Below are 17,174 nucleotides of genomic sequence, written 5' to 3' on the forward strand. Positions count from 1 at the left end.
ATTCCCTCCGCTGACCCGCTTTTTAATGTTTCTGCCTTCACTTCTCACCCATTTAATATGGTTTCAATACTGGTTTCACTGACAGTATTATTTACCAGATCGTGAACCTTGATCCTGCCGCCGTCATCAATGAAGACAACCCCGCCTATCTGCTTTGCGCGAGCATATTCCAGGCCCTTCTCAATGCTCCCGGCCACCATCATGGTTTCAATGTTCATTTCCTGTTTTCTGAGAGTCTCGGCTATTTCAATGGCACTCTTTCTGTTTGTTTTCTTATAGCAGATCAGTGAATCCACACCCGGTCTGTCTTTTGACATGAGCGTTTTGCCGAGTGCCATCATCAGCATATTGATTCCGATTGAGAAGCCGATTGCCGGGCAGTCCTTTCCAAATGTTGATGTAAGACTGTCATACCTGCCCCCTGAAAGTATGGGGAACCCCACCCCATAGGTAAAGCCTCTGAATATGATTCCCGTGTCATAATCAGGGCCCTTCAACATGCCCAGATCAATTGACAGGTACTTTGTCAGGCCGTAATCTCCCAGGATATTTATGACTTCTTCTATGTTCTCCAGGGCAGCCCGGCTTCTTTCATTTTTTGTTATCTTTTTAAGTTTTTCTATGAGATCCAGTGAGCCAAACAAGCCTGGAAGCTTTAAAATCAGTTCCTTTAATTCCTTTGATATGTTATGCCGGTTCACGAGCTCTTCGACACCCACATAATCTTTCCTGTCAATCAGTCTGGATATTCCTGCAATGTCCTTTTCCGAAAAACCGGCCTCTTCGGCCAGTCCCTTAAAAAAATCAACCTGCCCTATATCTATTTGAAAATCCTCCAGCCCTGCAGCTTTCAAAGTATTTATTGCAACAGCAATGATTTCGGCATCGCTTTCGCAGGAGGAATCTCCAAGCAATTCAACTCCCACCTGGGTAAATTCGTTTTGCCGCCCTCCTCCAATCTCGTTGAACCTGAATACATTACCTATATACGAATATTTTATGGGAAGCTGGACATCTTTGTTTTTAGTGGCGGTAATTCTGGCAACCGGAACGGTTATATCAGGCCTCAAAACAAGTATGCGTCCCTTGGGATCTAAAAATTTAACCATTGCCTCCTGAGGAAAGGACTCGATATCTGAAGAAAATACATCATAAAACTCAATTGTGGGAGTCTCTATCTCATAAAAGCCGTAGGACCTGAAAGTCTTCCGTATACGGCTTTCCAATTCTCTTTTGGAATAGCACTCATCAAACAGGATATCCTGATAGCCATCGGGTGTATAAATTTTCCACTTTGACATAATTACCTCTCATTAATAAAATTTGGTTTATGTGCAACATCGGCATTACATACTCATGTTTTTTCTTATTAATTACTTTATTAAATTAAAGTGCTAATCTAGTAAATTAATAAATCATATTTATTATATTTTATTTTATCACATCAGTCAATAAGAATTAAATAATTATGGCTTTTCCACCAATAAAAACACCCTGTAAAGTATACAGGGCCTTTATCCCATGTCACCTTACAGGGTACTTTTACAGTTTTTCAGCTTATATCGGCCTGTATGCCTTTATTGTGCATTATCTGCCCCATACCCTCCACTCCAGGATTCCGGTGGAGGTTGATGCTTTTGCTGTCATTTCAACGCGTATCCGGCTTGTTTCAACAGAATCAAAAACAGTGGTATTATACTGATTGGCAAGTACTCCGGGGGTGCCGGAATTTCTAACATTAACCCAGCCGATGCCATCCCAGTACTTTATTGTACAGGAAGCCGGCACATCTATACCGCCCCCGTCTGAAATATCGCTGAACCAGTAAATATCACATTTCGATATTGTATACGCCTTATCAAAATCGTATTGTACCCACTGGGTAGTTCCGGGGTTGTCCCAATTGCCGTAAACAAGATGAGTCCTATCATTTGAGCCGGCCGGATCATAACCGTCATTCAGAGCATTGACACTCTCCCAGCTTGAACAGAAGGAGGCTGAAGGTGTGGCATTTGCAGCAATGTTGGTTTCATTTGTCCCTCCGCTGCTGCCTGCTGCCAGTGATCTGACTTCTGCCTGGCTCAGTGCCCTGTTGTATATTTTGAAATCATCCACCATTCCGTTCAGATAGCTGTCACCCGACCATTGTGATCTTCCGATGTAGTTCTGGTTTGTATCTCCAAGGCCGGCCGGATTTATGCTCATTGCTGTATTCCTTGCCACCTCGGTGCCGTCAATATACAGGATGCCCGTATTTCCTGACAGTGTCACGGCAATATGCTTCCAGGTGCCGGCAGGTATTCCTGCTGCATAATTCAATTGGCTTTCGCTGCCGTTGCCGGATGTGGTTATGGCAAATCTGACTCCTGAGCCTCCTGCACTTGCAGTCAGGAACATATAGTTTGTCGTTCCTGTTCCAAAGTCAAAGACTCTGGCCCAATCAGTTATTGTATTGACTTTCACCCAGGCTGCTGCCGTAAAATCGGTGAGATTGGAGACAACTCCGTTGGGAAGACTCACATACTGATTGTTTCCGTTGAGGTTCAGGGCATTTCCATTCTTTCCGGCAGCAAAACCGGCACCGCCGTTAAGGGTTCCATTCCGCTGGAAGCCGGAAGAATCATATGCTGTGGAACCCGAGGTTTCATTGAAGGCAAGGTTTGTTACACAGCCGTCTGCAGGTGCTGCCGTTACAGTAACGGTTACCATTGAAGAACTTGACAGGGCTCCGTCACTGGCCGTCAGCTTGAATGTGTAGGTTCCCGGTGCTGAAACCGTAGCTGTGGTCTTCAGGCCTGCCGCATTTGAAAAGCTTGCCGAACCGGCTCCGCTCTCCAGACTCCAGTTCGTGGTCAATACTCCATTGGGCAGTCCGTCATCGGAAGCCGTACCGTTCAGTGTGACAACCGGCATAACAAAGGTTGCAGCCGGACCGGCATTAACAACCGGAGCAGTATTTACCCCCGGTGTTCCAATTGATATTTTTATATCATAGTTTGCAGCTGTTCCGACATTTATACCGGCAACTGCTTTTTTGCCGGCTGAAACTGTCAAGGTTCCGGATTTCACATTGTTTATGAGTATATCATAGGTTCCGGCCAATAAGCCTGTAACGCTCAGTTTTGTGGTGTGTGCCGCTGAAGTGTACTGATTTTTCAGATTCAGCTGCACATAATTCTTTGCTTTTGATACCGTGGCTGATGTATACTGATCCCTGTCGAGCTCCAGATATAACTTTTCAGTTATAAGGTTCAGCCTCTTCATCAACCCGTCCTTTGGTATTATTGTATAGTTGGAGCCATTCAGTGTTACGTCACAGCCGTATCCGTACAAACCGAACACCGGATCGACTGCAACATCGGAGCTCAGTATCTTTAATGCTCCGAATAAACCCAGATCAGCTTCGCCGGCCATATCTCTCCAGCCGTTGACCAGGGTCCCGTTACCAACTCCCTGACCTCCCAGATTTCCTTTTTCAGCCTGATAGGTCCAGGAAACGGCTCCGAGATTTAAAGGATCGGAACTTATCTGTCCCGAGTTGATACACGACAGGTTGGCCAGTTTTGCTGCAAATGCCATTCTGGCATCCATTTCGGGAGTTGTTGAATTATACCTCATCCAATCATCCATACAGTATCCTGCAAGGGATGTAGTATATTGGAAATTCCACCAGTTCTCGCCGCAATTTGTGACGGGATCGGCGTAATAGTACCAGACAGGCTGATTACCCCGGCAGGCTCTGGTCTTAAGATTGATTTTATTCATCATATTGGTGTTGTTATTGGTCTTGGCCAAAGTATATACTGCTTCTTCTCCCGTATTGTCATAGCTGTATTCCGATCCGTACGGGTAGGTGGTGTTCCTGAAATTATTATATTTGGTGGTCATATATCCGGATAAAGTGTTTGCCTCTGAGGCATAGCCCTCATCCCTCAGAGCCTGAATGATGTCAGGAGTGGTCAATTCCCCCATCAATCCGGTATTCCAGTTATAGGAAACACCTGAGCCGTATAGAGCCTTGAATATGTTATAACACCTTAATAGGTAGGTATTTCTTGGGTTATTGTAAGTAATGAGCTCCGGATACTGCTTTGCAATCTTGTACATGCTGAAGTAGGTGTTGTATATATGGGGGTATGCATAACCTCTGTAAGTCGGAGTGGTATTTTCCCCGTACATCAGAAAGTCATGTATGAGATAGTCCGAATGATGGCCGTTCATCAGGTTTGTCCATATAGCTGTTTCAAGATAGTCATCTACGGCATCAACTTCTGATGCGACAGGATTCAAAACATTCTTCTCGGCCAGGAACTGTCCGTGGGTCAACCCCCAATCGTCTCCCCAGCCCCAATAACCTGCGAAATTATTTCTCTTTGCTTTTGTGTTCAGCATCCAGTCGTCAAACACCTTGTTCCTTATGTCACTGGTATTCCACTGGGTGTTCTGGACCATGTGGGTGGCATGCCTCTGCAGGGCAGTGTCCACAGGCTCTATTGCATAGAACTGGAGTACCGTCTTCTCACCATTCCCGTAATTCACGGTTATGTTGTTGGCTCCCAGCTGGCTGAGTGTCAACGAATAGATTTTGTGATTGGTTCCCACTGTGTTGAGGTAGGTCATTGCCGCACCCGCCGGAAGATTTATGGAATTTATGGTTTTAGAGGTATGCAGGTCAACCTTCGCCGTCATATTTGTGGCGAATATCATACCCGGAACCACATTGACATCTATAAGGCCTTCGGTATAGAGCCTTTCCTTCATTGCGGCCTCGTCACTTACCTTGAAGAACTTGAAGCTATAGGTCTTGCTTTGATTTGGAGAAAGTACGAGACTGGTATTGGGAAGATATCCGCGGTTTGTACTTTTTATGACATTCGAGTGGATATAAAATACATTGAGTCCGTTTTGCCAGCCTGACTGGTCCTGACACCAGGCAGCCTCTTCTGAGGAACGCTCTTGCGTTCTCCAGTGGTCCTGATATTCAAAGCCGGCTCCCGTTGAGGCATCGAGAACCATCAGCAAAAATGGACCCAATCCGCTTGGTCTGGTCGCATAGACATATGATGAATTATTCCCTGTAAAAGAATGGTCAACTGCTCTTGTTTCATATATTGCGTCTCCGCCGGTCCAGAATTCATTAAAGGGAAGCGGAAGTCCGAAATCACCTATTTCAAGCGTTTGCGAGCTTGTATTTGTAACATTTATGGACCACAGGAGATAATCATTCACCAGTGAATAGGTCTCAACAACCTTGAAATTTTTTATGCCACTGGCATTTCCGGAATTCTGATAGGTTACTGTTACGGTGTTTCCGCTTTGACTCTGGGACCTGACATCGGCCGACTTGTTGGTGGTCGCCGTTGTCCAGGCGCCGCTACCCAGCCTGTATTTGAACATAAGTTCACCGAACCACTGGTGTCCGGCTGTGTTCTGTTTCGGTGCATTAACTGTATTCATAACATAATTTGTGGGAAATGTGTCGCCTGTCAGTTTTAATGAAGATATCTCACCGTAGGAACCTGTTTCAACCTGAAAATAATTGTTGGATAGGCTGTATGCATATGATTCTGCCGGAAACACAAAGAGTGACAATAACAGGATAAAACCTGCCACCCCCAAAAACAGAAGTGCTTTTGATGCTTTGGTATTACTGCTCATTTCTAATTCGCTCCTTTCAACTCTAATATAAAGCATTTTTCAGGTATCGATTTGCGAAATTTAGAATATATGTACTTGCTTCACCTCCAATCGCCCTTTCACGTGTAAATTATTGCATAGGTTTGTCCTATTGCCTGCTTTCCTTAATCATATCATGCCATTTATTACATATTATTCCAATTTTTTAATGGTTTACTTAAAAAAATTAAACTGCCGGTATAAATACCGACAGTTATAAATATAAATTACTATTCTTCAAGTTTTTCTTCCACTTCTTTTTCTTTCTTTTCATTTATTTTTTCCACAATGCCCGGAACCAAATCCAACAGCTTATCCAGTCCTCCTGATTTCTTTATGGGAAGCAATTCAACCCTGTCTCCCTGGAGTACCAGAACTGCTGTGGGGGCTATCTTCGCTCCTGTTCCACCACCGCCGCCGATACCTCCGTTACCTCTTTCATCGGTGCCGTTTCCTCCTCCGGTTCCCAGACCAAAGGTCAGGTTGATAAACGGCACGATTGTAGTTTCGCCTATTTTAATGGGCTCGCCTACTACAGTTTTAGTCTTTAAAAAATTCTCCAGCTTGTCAAAAATAGTTCCTATGTTCTCTTTAAAATCAAAGTCTGCCATGTTTTCAATCTCCTTTTCATTTTAATATTTAAATTTTTAAGCCAGATGCTTCTTACCGGCCGGGCCAGTACAAATTCCATCACAACCAGTAATAGATAGAATAACTGTATGCTGCCTCCGGTGCTCAGGCTTCCTTTTATTTCTTCATCCTCAAAATCAGGCTGCAGATGAATATCATATTTATCTAAAATTGCACTCCATATCCCCTGTATGCCGCACAGCAGACCTGTGTACATGGGGTCTTCAAATCCGGCTCTGGCCTTAAGCACGAATTTTCTCGGTTTGCAATGATTTAGTAATTTAAGAATACATTGAAATCCTTTTTCCATTACCTCATAATTTAAATAGCTGTAAGGATTTTTATTTTGGGACTTTTTCTCTTGCTCCTTATCCCTATTTTCATCTGTATCTTTTTTACCTGGGCCTTTTTCAATGCTTTTATGAATTCCCAGAATTCTGATATTTGAGGAAAGCTTCCCTGAGTTGTAATAAATATTGAATTTAATGCCTCCGAACAGCCAGACAACTGATGCCTTGAACCACTCCTTTTCCATTTTTTCACCGGTAAAATAATATTGGAACGGGATTAATAAAATCACCAGAAGTACCGCCAGCAATATTGACAATATATATATGAATAAATATCCCAAAACGGTTAGTACTAGCATATTACCTCCTCTTAACAGCTGAATTCACCTGGCTGTCAGCATTCTTTCAACTCCCTTTTTTACTCCCTTTCCTACCCCTTTTGCAAGACTCCTGGAAGCCTTTTTTATGACCTCCGGAGTTTTCCTGGCCCCGGGAAGATAGTCCAGAAACCTCGTTGAGCCTTTTAAATTGCCAACTTGCAAATCAACCAGCTTTCTGGCGGTGCTTTTTTCTTCTTTTCCCAAAACCCTGTCAATCAGGGTTCCAGCCATTTCATCCAATTCCTGGGGATATTCCACCCTGTAATTACTCTTGTTCCCAAGCTCCCAAAACATAAGCTTGAGTTCGGATAATTCTCTTCTGCAGTCCTTGCAGGTATTTAAATGAGCTTCTACAAAAAGCTTTTCAACGGGATCGATGGTTCCTTCCAGATAATCCTGTAGCAAAGCCCCATCCATTTTTCCGCACTTTATGGAAATGTTATTTTCACTGTTAAGATTCAGGATTGATTTTTCCTTCATGCCAGCCTCCTGCTTTAAGTTTCTGCCTGATATATTTATGTTATGCACCTGCTAAACCTCCCAAATGCCCTGTTTCATCAAATTATCCTTGATTGCTGCTCTTCCGTTATGTATCAGCGTTTTTACAGTGCCCGGAGGAACCTTCATTGTCCCGGCTATTTCCTCATACTTCATCTGCTTCATATGCCTTAGCAGCACGGCAATTCTTTGTTTGTCCGGGAGTTTGCTTATAGCCTCCTCCAGCGCCTTCTTTGTGTCCTTGCAAAATATGGAGGCTTCAGTGTCCTCATTTGAGCTGATAATATTCTGAAGCTCGTCTCCGCCTTCGGTGGTTTCATTTAAAGAAATACTTTCCTTACGGCTTCTTAAAAAATTCAGGCACTTGTTCACAGTTATTTTCTTTATCCAGGGAAGGATCGAATATTGTTCCTTAAAGCTCCCAAAGGCTTTAAATACCGACATAAATACTTCCTGCGTTATGTCCAGTGCATCTTCCCTGTTTCCTGAATAGTGATAGGCAATTGAATAGACATACTTTTTGTATCTTTCATATACAAGTTCCAGACCTCTTCGGTTATTCTTTTCATATTCCCTAAATATACTTAAATCCGAAACCTCCAATTACCTTATCCCACCTTTTTCTTGTGCCTTGTACATATATACACGCAAAAATTAAAAAAGTTTTAGAAAATCTAAAACTTTTTTAAAAAAATCAACTTGAATGTTAATAAAATTTACTTAATTTCAAACTATACTATCTTAAACGTGATATTATGAGCACCTTCCAGCGGAACGAGCTTTGAGCCCATGGAATTGGCTTCAAAGGCTGCACCTTTTAAATCACAGATATGATTTATATTTCTCATTATTATGCTGTAATTCTTTAAACCGCTGACAGCAACCGATACCTGGTCTCCATTCCTGAGAACCTGAACAGTGCCCTTTGGTTTTCCTTTAACTGAATAAATAGTTGCAGAAGCAGGTTCATTTTCCCCCGGTTCAAAAACATGAAGAACCGTCCCGTCCAAATAATCATAATCGGGAACATTTTCATTATTTCCTGCGGCAATTATTGAATTGGGTCTTGCCATAAGGGGCAGACTCATAAAATCATGCTTTTCATACCGCCATGTACCGCCTGTCACCTGTTGATTTGTTATAAAATTGGTCCATATTCCGCCGGGAAGATAATAATCCACCCTGCCTTCCGGATTGAAAACAGGAGCGACCAGCAGGGAATCCCCCAGCATATACTGGGCGTCCAGATAGTCGCAGGCCCTGTCCCTGTCAAACTCAAGAATCATGGGACGCATTGCAGGTATGCCGGTCTCTGCGGTATTGCAGGCTGTGCCGAACAAATATGGCATAATCGAGCATTTAAGCTTGCTGAAATATCTCACCACGTCAACCGCTTCTTCATCAAACAGCCAGGGCACCCTGTATGAGCTGCTGCCATGGAGTCTGCTGTGAGTTGACAATAAACCGAAGCCTGACCACCTTTTATACAGATCAGGGGATGCAGTATTTTCAAAACCGCTGATATCATGGCTCCAGAAACCGAAACCCGACATGCAAAGTGACAGTCCTCCTCTGAGGCTTTCACCCATGGACTCATACCTGGATACACAGTCACCGCCCCAATGTACGGGGAATTTCTGTGATCCGGCTGTTGCACTTCTGGCAAATAATACGGCTTCCTCCTTTCCCAATCTTTTGACAAGTACCTCGTACACTGCCCTGTTATATAAGTAAGTGTAGAAATTGTGCATTTTCAAAGGGTCAGCACCATTATGATATACCACATCGGTTGGTATCCTCTCTCCGAAATCGGTTTTGAAACAGTCAACCCCCATATCAATGAGCGCTTCCAGTTTATCCCCATACCATTTACATGCGGCCGGGTTTGTAAAGTCAACAATCCCCATGCCGGGCTGCCATAAATCCCACTGCCAGGCCTCTCCGTCCTCCAGCTTCAACAGATAACCGTTTTCCACAGCTTCTTCAAACAGCCGGGATTTCTGTGATATATACGGATTTATCCACACACATATTTTTAAGCCTTTTTCCTTTAACCTTTTCAGCATATTCCTGGGATCAGGAAAGACTTCCCTGTCCCATTCAAAATTGCACCATTCGTATTCCTTCATCCAGAAACAGTCAAAATGGAATACTCTTAAGGGGATATCCCTCTGGGCCATACCGTCTACAAAGGCTGAAACCGTATCCTCATCGTAATTTGTTGTAAAGGATGTCGTCAGCCACAGGCCGAAGGACCATGCAGGCGGTAATGCCGGTCTGCCTGTCAATGCGGTATAGTTATGTATGACCTCCTTCAGGTCACTTCCCCCTATTACGAAATAATCCAACTTTTCGCCGGGAACACTGAACTGCGTTCTTGAGACAGCTTCTGATGCCACTTCAAAAGACACTTTTTCCGGGTGGTTTACAAATACACCGTAACCTCTGTTGGTGATATAGAAGGGGATATTCTTATAGGACTGTTCAGATGAAGTTCCGCCGTCCTCATTCCATATGTCGATGCTCTGCCCGTTTTTGACAAAGGCCGAGAATCTCTCTCCAAGGCCGTAGACACATTCTCCAATGGACAGATCCAGCTGTTCGCGCATATAAACACCGCTGTTTTCAGTTGTGATATAGCCCATCTGACCTGTACCGCTCCCGGTCAGGAGTCTGTCCTCATAATAAAAGCTTATGGAAAAATCCTTTTTATTCACCCGTACCGAGGTTTTTCCGCTTTTTAAAACCAGCTGGCCTTCTTCATCAAAAATCTCCGGCACAAAACCTTTACTGTAATTGAGCTCAAACTCAGGCTGCTTTATTATTTTCTTTATAAAATGCCGGGAAACAACCCTGATTATGTCACTGCAGGGCGAGCTTATTTCAATGGTCAGCATGGGGCCCTGCAAGGTCTGTCCACGGTTTGAAATCCTTGTCACCGGAGCATACAGTATTATTGATTTTTCATTTATAACGAAATCCCTTACTTCTGCCGGTGAATGAATGCTTACCCCTTTCTTCTTAAGCCAAAATCCGTCTGTAAACTTCATTAATATCCCTCCGCCCTATTAATTTAATGCATTGTGCCAATTAATTTAAATTTTGCTTTACCTGTGTAATTTTTTTATATCAACTGGTGACTTCCGTACTAACTTCATAAAATAAGAGCCCCAAAACAATTGCAAAAATTGTTTTAATCGTGCATCTTATTTTATGAAGTTGTCCTCACGTACCAGTTGATCCTAAATAAACCTATATGTAAAGCAAAACAAAATTTCAACTAGCACAACAGGTTAATTTAAATATAGTTTATCTCGTTATGCCGGTTAAATTGTCTCTCAACTTTTCAGCGGCACAGTTTATGCTGATTATGCAGGTACGCGAGTACAATTTCAAGCTATGGATTAACACGGTAAAAGTGCTTACTGAAATTTGTAGGTGAACAATAAGTTAATTTATAATAAATTTATTCAATCATACGCGGTAATATTTCTTTCTCTCCCATCAGTAAACACGATTTTACAAGGGTTATAATATCAGGAGCGGCAGCAGTTCCACCGCTCCTTTTTTAAGGCATAATTATGAACACTTGGTGCCTTACGGCTTGCACCTTTGGCTATATCCTTTTTAGATTTGCCATTGAGGCCATCAGCCTTTTCATGCCGGCTCCTTCAAATTGGATCTCCAGCATCTGATCTCCCCTGTCATCTGTCACCTTGGTTATTGTGCCTTTTCCGAACTTCTTATGCTCCACTTCTTCCCCGACACTGTAGTCGGCAGTGTCCGCTGCTGTGAAGCCCGGCACCGGAGCTCTCCCAGCTCCGGCACTATTCCCCGTCATGCCGCTTGCCGGAGGAGTATTCCTGCCTGCGGGGGCACCGCCTGAAACCCCATTTCCGCCGAATCCCCGCGATATGAGGTTTGAGTTGAGCAACTCCTTCAGAGAACCTGTTCCGGCTGTCACCGACTTAACTGTGGAATCTTTTGAACTTCCGCGGGTTTGAGCAGAACTCCAACTTTGATTTGAACTCCAGGTTTGAGCTTTACTCCAACCTACGGTTTCCTGTGACTTCTGCGCGGAACTTTTGGAGGAACCGAAAGGAAACTCTATCAACTCCTCTGGAATTTCCGATAAAAACCTGGATGGTTTGTTATAGCTGGAGTTTCCAAATAGAGTCCTGAAACGGGCGTTGGATAAATAAAGTTTTTCTCTGGCACGTGTTATGCCCACATAGCAAAGCCTTCTCTCCTCCTCCAGCTGTTCCGGGCCTTCCGTTATAGCTCTGTAGCCGGGGAAAACGCCCTCCTCCATACCCGGAATGAAGACAACGGGGAATTCCAGTCCCTTGGCGCTGTGCATTGTCATCAATACGACGTAATCCTGTTCCTCTTCAAGATTGTCCAGGTCGGATACAAGTGAGATATGCGCCAGGAATTCTTCCAGGCTGTTGTCTTCGCTCTGCTTTTCAAACTCCATTGCAACGGATTTCAATTCCTTTATATTTTCAATTCTGGACTGGGCTTCAACAGTATTTTCTATCTCATATTCCCTGAGAATGCCGGTGTCGTCCACAACCATTTCAAGCAAGTCGGCAATCCCCACGTTTTCCTTCATGGTTCTGAGTTTCATTATCATGGTGGAGAAACTGTTGAGTTTATTTGCCGCTCTTTTCAGGGCCGGCCATTCATCAGCATTTGATACTATTGAAAATATGGAGACTCCGCTCTCAAGTGCAAGATCTTCGGCCAGATCAACAGTTGCATCACCTATGCCCCGCTTGGGAACATTTATGACCCTTTTCAAACTCACATTGTCAGTTGGGTTTTGAATCAATCTAAGGTATGCGATTATGTCCTTGATTTCTTTTCTGTCATAGAACTTCTGGCCTCCTACGATTTTGTACGGAAGCCCTTCACGCATAAACATTTCTTCCAGTACACGGGACTGGGCATTTATACGGTATAATACCGCAAAGTCCTTGAACTTCCGGTCATCCTCACTTATAAGCCTTTGAATTTCCCTGGCAGTATAAAGAGCCTCCTCATGTTCATTGTCGTTTTCACACATGACTATTTTGCTGCCGCCCTTGTTGTCGGTCCAGAGGCTTTTGCTCTTTCTGCCGGTGTTATTCCTGATAACATGGTTTGCAGCATCCAATATATGCTGTGTCGACCTGTAATTCTGCTCAAGCTTTACTGTTCTGCAACCCTTAAAGTCCTTTTCAAAATCCAGGATGTTCCTGATATTTGCGCCTCTCCAGCCATAGATGGACTGGTCGTCGTCGCCAACGACGCAAAGGTTTCCATGGGCCTCGGACAAATTCCTCACCAGAGTATACTGTGCCGTATTTGTATCCTGGTACTCATCCACCAGGATATACCTGAATTTTCTCTGGTAGTAGTTCAGAACCTCGGGGTTCTGCTGGAACAACCTGATAGTGTTCATTATGATATCGTCAAAATCCAGTGCATTGTTGTTTTTCAGTTTTTTCTGGTACAGGCTGTACATCTTCGAAATTTTACCCATGCGGAAATCCGAAGCATACAGCTTTTCAAAATGCGCAGCATCAATAAGCTCATCCTTTTGCTTGCCTATTGCTTCAAGCACCGATTTTGGAGGGAAATTCTTTTCATTTATATTCAGCTCTTTGATGCATTCTTTTATTACTACCTGCTGATCCTGCGTATCATAAATAACAAAGCTTTTGTCATAGCCCAGCTTATCTATATCTCTTCTCAATATTCTTATGCATATGGAGTGGAAGGTCCCTACCCACATGTCGTTGCTAAGGTCTCCGATGAGATTGTCTATTCTCTCTCTCATCTCCCTTGCAGCCTTGTTTGTAAAGGTAATTGCCAGTATATTCGAAGGGAATACCCCTTGTTCCCTGATAAGGTATGCTATCCTGTTTGTCAGTACCCTGGTTTTACCCGAACCAGCGCCCGCCAGGATCAAAAGCGGTCCTTCGTTGTGAAGCACTGCATCCTTTTGTTCCTTATTCAACCCGTTCAATAAATCCATTTTTTCCTCCGTAATTTAAACCAAAGTTAAAAGGCGTGCCGCAAAGCCAACACAATTTAAATACATGTGAAACCTTTAACACCCCTTTTAATTATATTTCATATGCCGTTTTATATCAAGGCAGCCGGTTTTTACCGGCCGAATTCCCGTTTAACTGCTTCCAGGGTATCTTCAAGAGTATCCTCGATGGAATTGTTTGAACAATCCAGCTTGATGCCGGCGTATTTCTCATAAAGAGGCACCCTCTCCCTGTATATGTCTTCAAGAGTTTGCCCTTTGCTCAGAACCACTCCCCTGGTCTTTAAATTCCTCAGCCTGGTATATACCGTCTCCATGGCAATATGGAGGTATATTACGAGACCGTTCTGCTTTAGATGCTCCATTGCCTTCCGGCCGTACACGACACTTCCGCCGGTGGCTATGACCGTATTGCTGCAGTCCATGGACAGGATGGCCTCCTCCTCTATTTCCAGAAATGACTCGGTGCCTTCGGTGTCCAATATTTCCTGGAGAAGCCTGCCCTGCCGGGTTTGGATCAATACATCGGTATCTATGAAATTCATTCCGAGATTTTTTGCTATGATTACGCCAACCGTGCTTTTTCCCGCACTTGGCATCCCAATCAATACGATATTTCTCACTTGTAAATCCTTTCTGTACATATTACTTATTCCTGAAGAAATCCGACCTGATGGCCATATCTGCATATTCAAGACCTTTTAACACTTCGGCCTTTTTTGTCTCGCCTATACTACCGCGGAATTCTCCGCTGGAAAGAAGAACATAATCCTCCCTGGTATTTAAAAGGTTTCTTCCAAACACTGTTGATTCATATTCGCTTTCGTCAATTCCAAACAGGTTCAGCAATGTGGGCATAAGATCTATCTGACCGCCGTTGGTATGGATTGTCTCGGGTTTCTGGCCCTTGCTGTAAATGATCAGGGGAATTCTCTTGTCATTGTCCAGCCACCAGGCCTGTGAAGGCTTTATACTCTGAATCTCATCATTGAAATATTTATGGACCGAGTCATGATCCCCGTATATTACCAGTACGGTGTTATCCAGCACCCCTGATTTATCAAGTTCATCAATAAAGGTCCCAATACAGCCGTCGGTATAGTTTATACTTTGGAAGTAACCGCCCAGTTTGGTTTCTCCCAGTGTTTGATCCAATTTTAACTTCCGGTGCCAGACAGGCATTTCAAAGGGTGAATGGCTGGATAGGGTGACCATGAAGTTATAAAACGGTGTTTTCTGACTGATTACAGTATCTTTGACCTGCCTGAGAAAGGATCCGTCGCTCAGTCCAAGGAAGATAATCTCATCCATTTTAAAGCTCCTGGCGTCGATGCACTCGTGAAAACCCATGTTGCCCAGGGCTTTCATCCAATTCCAGTATTCGCCGTTGTCAGGATGGATGGCCTTTGTATTATAGCCGTGCCTTCCCATTATGGCAGGCAGTGAATTGTAGCTGGTATATGGGAATCTGAAGAAGGTGCTTCCATTTCTGATCGGAAATACCGATGTATTTGTCATTAAGTCGGCATCAGAGCTGGTACCCTCATTCACCTGTGCATAATAGTTGTCAAAGTAAATGCTGTTGGGCAGCAGTTTATTGAGTGAAGGTGTTATCTCCTGCCCATCCACCGCCTGTCCCACAACGAAGTTTTCCAAGGATTCCACCTGCAGAACCAGCAGGTTCTTTCCTTTATAAATACCCTTGTACCTGTTGGACGGGAGTTTTTCGTTTTTTTGATCTATCCATGCCTGAATTTCATTCCTGTTTTTGGCTGACAGCCTGTACGGCTTAAAATCCGAGAAAAAAACATAGCAGTCATAAACATGATATCCCATTGGTGATATATTGCAGATTGTCTGAGCAGGATTCCAATGGGTATAAAAAATGTAGTTATTTTTGTTATGTCCGTATACATCAATAGTTATATGGCTTGCAGCAAGATATCCGGCAGATAGTATAATAACTGTAAAGAATGCAGTTAATCTGGCTTTAAGGCTGGTAAACAGCGGTGAGTCATAGTACACCAAATTTCTTGATATGATCAGCAAAACGGCAATAATCGGAATGTCGAAAAAGAAAGCTATATCACAGGGTCTGAACATGGCAAAGATGCTGTCCCAGAGATTATTCAGATTCCCGGTCTGCCTTAGCAGCTGGGTTGAGAGAAAATTGCCGCTGGCTCTTAAATATACCGCATCAAAGGCAAACAGAAAGGACACCAAAAGATTGAGTATCAGCAAGAGCCAAAGTCTTCCCCTGTTCTTTGCCAGGAAGCTGAAGGCCGTAACTATCAGTAAAAATGCTGCGCATACCGGCATATACGTAATATTTTTAATTCCACGGGACATGTCGATCATCGACTGGTTATGGCTGTAAACAAAACCCATAAGAATGATGGATTTGATAAGCAGCATACCGAATGTCAAAAACAACAACCACTCCTGGACAAGGTATCCAAGGAATCCATCCCCCCGTTTAGTGCCTCTTCTATGAGCTACGGTAATACCATAAGAAGTTTTAGCCATCATATTTTATTTTCTCCCACAGAAATACAAAATAAAATCAAATTCGTAGTAATTATATTACTTTAGGAGACAAAAAGTCAATTCATGAATTATCTCACTATTCCCTCAGCATTGCAGCTCCCACTATGCCTGCGTCATTTCCCATTTCAGCCGCCTTCAGCCCGGCAATTTTAATATTATGAGCAGGTGCAAAGGTATTTTCCCTCAGATATTTTCTCAGTGGTTCCAGCAAAAATTCTCCTTCCTTGCAGACTCCGCCTCCTATAACAATGATCTCAGGCTGGAAACTGTTAACTATATTGGCCAAACCCTCTCCTATATAACGGATATAGGTGTCAACCACCGCAATTGCCGTTTTATCACCCTGTTTTGCGGCATCAAAAGCAGTTTTGGCATCTATTTTATCAAGGTCACCGCCAACAAGACTGTTTATAAGCGAATCAGGGTTCTTTTCTGCCGCCTCTCTGGTCTGGCGTATACATGCAGTAGCTGAGGCATAGCTTTCCCAGCAGCCCTTTCTGCCGCAGTTGCACGGTTCCCCATCCATTTTAAGCACCATGTGCCCCAGTTCGGCTGCAGCGTTGTTGAAGCCGCTGAAGATCTTTCCGTCTATGATTATTCCGCTTCCGATGCCTGTACCGATGGTTACTGTTACAGAAGTCTTATATCCCTTTGCCGCCCCGGCCACGCTCTCTGCGTACGCGGCAATATTGGCGTCATTGTTGACGTATACAGGCAGGGCTATATATTTTCCAAGTTCCTCTCTCAAAGATACGTCCCTGAGCTTTATATTACTGGCATATACTATTTTTCCCTCTTTGCAGTCGGGAACTCCGGGGCTGCCCACACCGATACTTTTAAAATCGGTGACTTCAAGTCCCTGTCCCTTTATCAGCTCCAGTATCAGGGCAGCCATATCCCTGATTATCTCCTGATATTCCCTGCCTCTTCCGGTCGGGACCGAGCCTTTGGAAAATATCTTTCCATTCTCGTCTACCAGGCCTGCCGCAATATTTGTACCGCCCAAATCAACTCCAATATAGTACATTTTAAACCTCCTGGAAAGGTCAATTGTATTGACCTGTAAATTCATTAAATATTACTATTATACATTTTTAAAAGCTCCGCTGTATT

General features: G+C 43.6%; 11 protein-coding genes. All 11 read right to left on the reverse strand.

The window, feature by feature from the left end:
• Positions 1 to 44: 44 nt before the first annotated feature.
• Positions 45 to 1,301 (reverse strand): ATP phosphoribosyltransferase regulatory subunit, encoded by a 1,257-nt coding sequence (hisZ, locus tag CTER_RS16275; RefSeq protein ID WP_004627283.1) that lies wholly within the window; start codon positions 1,299 to 1,301, stop codon positions 45 to 47.
• A gap of 286 nt (positions 1,302 to 1,587) precedes the next feature.
• The gene (locus tag CTER_RS16280) at positions 1,588 to 5,658 is read right to left on the reverse strand and encodes a DUF5695 domain-containing protein (protein WP_004627343.1); all 4,071 of its coding nucleotides are present in this window, start codon (positions 5,656 to 5,658) and stop codon (positions 1,588 to 1,590) included.
• 248 nt (positions 5,659 to 5,906) lie between these two features.
• Positions 5,907 to 6,287: a GerW family sporulation protein gene (locus CTER_RS16285; protein ID WP_004627323.1), complete on the reverse strand. Its 381-nt coding sequence runs from the start codon at positions 6,285 to 6,287 to the stop codon at positions 5,907 to 5,909.
• A complete protein-coding gene (locus CTER_RS16290) occupies positions 6,257 to 6,955 on the reverse strand; it encodes a DUF2953 domain-containing protein (RefSeq protein WP_004627299.1) in 699 nt (232 codons plus the stop codon). The genes CTER_RS16285 and CTER_RS16290 overlap by 31 nt, the downstream gene beginning before the upstream one ends.
• Before the next feature lie 24 nt (positions 6,956 to 6,979).
• A complete protein-coding gene (locus CTER_RS16295; protein WP_004627216.1) occupies positions 6,980 to 7,456 on the reverse strand; it encodes an anti-sigma factor family protein in 477 nt (158 codons plus the stop codon).
• 51 nt (positions 7,457 to 7,507) lie between these two features.
• The gene (locus CTER_RS16300) at positions 7,508 to 8,077 is read right to left on the reverse strand and encodes an RNA polymerase sigma factor (protein WP_004627193.1); all 570 of its coding nucleotides are present in this window, start codon (positions 8,075 to 8,077) and stop codon (positions 7,508 to 7,510) included.
• Positions 8,078 to 8,205: 128 nt separating this feature from the next.
• Positions 8,206 to 10,524: an alpha-xylosidase gene (gene yicI / locus CTER_RS16305; RefSeq protein ID WP_004627215.1), complete on the reverse strand. Its 2,319-nt coding sequence runs from the start codon at positions 10,522 to 10,524 to the stop codon at positions 8,206 to 8,208.
• Between the two features lie 566 nt (positions 10,525 to 11,090).
• Positions 11,091 to 13,496 (reverse strand): DNA helicase PcrA, encoded by a 2,406-nt coding sequence (pcrA, locus tag CTER_RS16310; RefSeq protein ID WP_004627231.1) that lies wholly within the window; start codon positions 13,494 to 13,496, stop codon positions 11,091 to 11,093.
• Between the two features lie 131 nt (positions 13,497 to 13,627).
• The gene (locus CTER_RS16315) at positions 13,628 to 14,158 is read right to left on the reverse strand and encodes a shikimate kinase (RefSeq protein WP_004627327.1); all 531 of its coding nucleotides are present in this window, start codon (positions 14,156 to 14,158) and stop codon (positions 13,628 to 13,630) included.
• Between the two features lies 1 nt (position 14,159).
• Positions 14,160 to 16,043: an LTA synthase family protein gene (locus CTER_RS16320; RefSeq protein WP_004627333.1), complete on the reverse strand. Its 1,884-nt coding sequence runs from the start codon at positions 16,041 to 16,043 to the stop codon at positions 14,160 to 14,162.
• A 94-nt stretch (positions 16,044 to 16,137) separates the two neighbouring features.
• Positions 16,138 to 17,088 carry an ROK family protein gene (locus tag CTER_RS16325; RefSeq protein ID WP_004627201.1) on the reverse strand — a complete coding sequence of 317 codons (951 nt, stop codon included), beginning with the start codon at positions 17,086 to 17,088 and terminating at the stop codon, positions 16,138 to 16,140.
• Between the last annotated feature and the right edge of the window lie 86 nt (positions 17,089 to 17,174).

This window comes from Ruminiclostridium cellobioparum subsp. termitidis CT1112 (assembly GCF_000350485.1).
Lineage (GTDB): Bacteria > Bacillota > Clostridia > Acetivibrionales > DSM-1351 > Ruminiclostridium > Ruminiclostridium termitidis.

Excerpts from the sequence above, each read along its gene's own strand:
- hisZ (WP_004627283.1), bottom strand. The coding sequence starts at position 1,301 with ATGTCAAAGTGGAAAATTTATACACCCGATGGCTATCAGGATATCCTG.
- CTER_RS16280 (WP_004627343.1), bottom strand. The coding sequence starts at position 5,658 with ATGAGCAGTAATACCAAAGCATCAAAAGCACTTCTGTTTTTGGGGGTG.
- CTER_RS16285 (WP_004627323.1), bottom strand. The coding sequence starts at position 6,287 with ATGGCAGACTTTGATTTTAAAGAGAACATAGGAACTATTTTTGACAAG.
- CTER_RS16290 (WP_004627299.1), bottom strand. The coding sequence starts at position 6,955 with ATGCTAGTACTAACCGTTTTGGGATATTTATTCATATATATATTGTCA.
- CTER_RS16295 (WP_004627216.1), bottom strand. The coding sequence starts at position 7,456 with ATGAAGGAAAAATCAATCCTGAATCTTAACAGTGAAAATAACATTTCC.
- yicI (WP_004627215.1), bottom strand. The coding sequence starts at position 10,524 with ATGAAGTTTACAGACGGATTTTGGCTTAAGAAGAAAGGGGTAAGCATT.
- pcrA (WP_004627231.1), bottom strand. The coding sequence starts at position 13,496 with ATGGATTTATTGAACGGGTTGAATAAGGAACAAAAGGATGCAGTGCTT.
- CTER_RS16315 (WP_004627327.1), bottom strand. The coding sequence starts at position 14,158 with ATGTACAGAAAGGATTTACAAGTGAGAAATATCGTATTGATTGGGATG.
- CTER_RS16320 (WP_004627333.1), bottom strand. The coding sequence starts at position 16,043 with ATGATGGCTAAAACTTCTTATGGTATTACCGTAGCTCATAGAAGAGGC.
- CTER_RS16325 (WP_004627201.1), bottom strand. The coding sequence starts at position 17,088 with ATGTACTATATTGGAGTTGATTTGGGCGGTACAAATATTGCGGCAGGC.